General features: G+C 43.1%; 2 protein-coding genes. One reads left to right on the forward strand and one right to left on the reverse strand.

What is annotated here, in order from left to right:
- A partial coding sequence (locus tag R7Q09_RS24485; protein ID WP_318143736.1) for an SDR family NAD(P)-dependent oxidoreductase occupies positions 1-447 on the reverse strand: 447 nt, incomplete at its 3' end.
- Between the two features lie 303 nt (positions 448-750).
- Here R7Q09_RS24485 and R7Q09_RS24490 point away from each other — a divergent pair.
- The coding region (locus tag R7Q09_RS24490) for a DUF2254 family protein (protein WP_318143737.1) at positions 751-970 on the forward strand (220 nt) is incomplete at its 3' end.

The raw sequence follows: 970 nt of genomic DNA on the forward strand, positions 1-970 counted from the left end.
TTTGACTGCCCATTTCACAGCGCAGTATGTGGATTCTTGAGCTTTGGGCTGCTGAGCCGCAGTAGACATGATCATCACTACATTAACAGGCTGATCCTTGTATCGCTTAACCAACTCACGAAGCACGTTAATCGCTGAGCTGAGATTATTCTCTATTAAGGTTTGAATCTGCTCTGGATCTTGCTCTTGTAACAACCCAAAGTACCCACTGCCTGCACTGTGAACCACCGTGCTCGGAATAGAATCTAATTGTTCAAACAATTGTTCCACTTCTTGATGGGATGCGAGATCACAAGCTCGATAGCCAACATTGTTCGATAAGCAGTTTGTGACTGTAGAGAGCTTACTCTCACTTCGGCCAGTCAGATAAGTGGCTTTCCCTTCCGCATCATAAAGCTTGGCCAACTCCGCCCCTAAGCCGCTACTTGCACCTGTGATTACAATCATTTTCTACCTCGTTCGTAAAAGTGCTTTTTAATGTGTGTACCAATTAAGGTAACGGAATATAGGCTGATTCACATCTTACGAACGCCATTCTTTGAAGCAGCATGACTTTCTGATTTTAACGCTCGTTAACTTCTAAATATGCCCAATAGTTTTCAAAACTATCCAATGGTTCGGATACCTGTACCTTGATCACGAAGCCCATCAAGCACAAAGAGAAACCGGAAATTTCACCTATGCTTAAACAAAGAATAACGTTTTGAATTTCCTATCGACTTTCTCACTAAAGATAAGAGGCACATGAGAATGACCGGCTCCAAATGGCAGTGGCTGCTTAAACAAATGACACGCAAACTGTGGGTTCGTACATCACTTTTCGCCTTACTTGCTGTTGTAACCGCCCTGATCTCTATTGTTTTAAATAAATTCATTACCCTGCCTCCCACCATCAATGTCAGTAATGAGCTGCTGAATAACATATTGAATATTCTCGCGACGTCGATGCTGGCGGTGACGACGTTTTCAC

This window comes from Vibrio sp. 2130-1 (genome assembly GCF_033339515.1).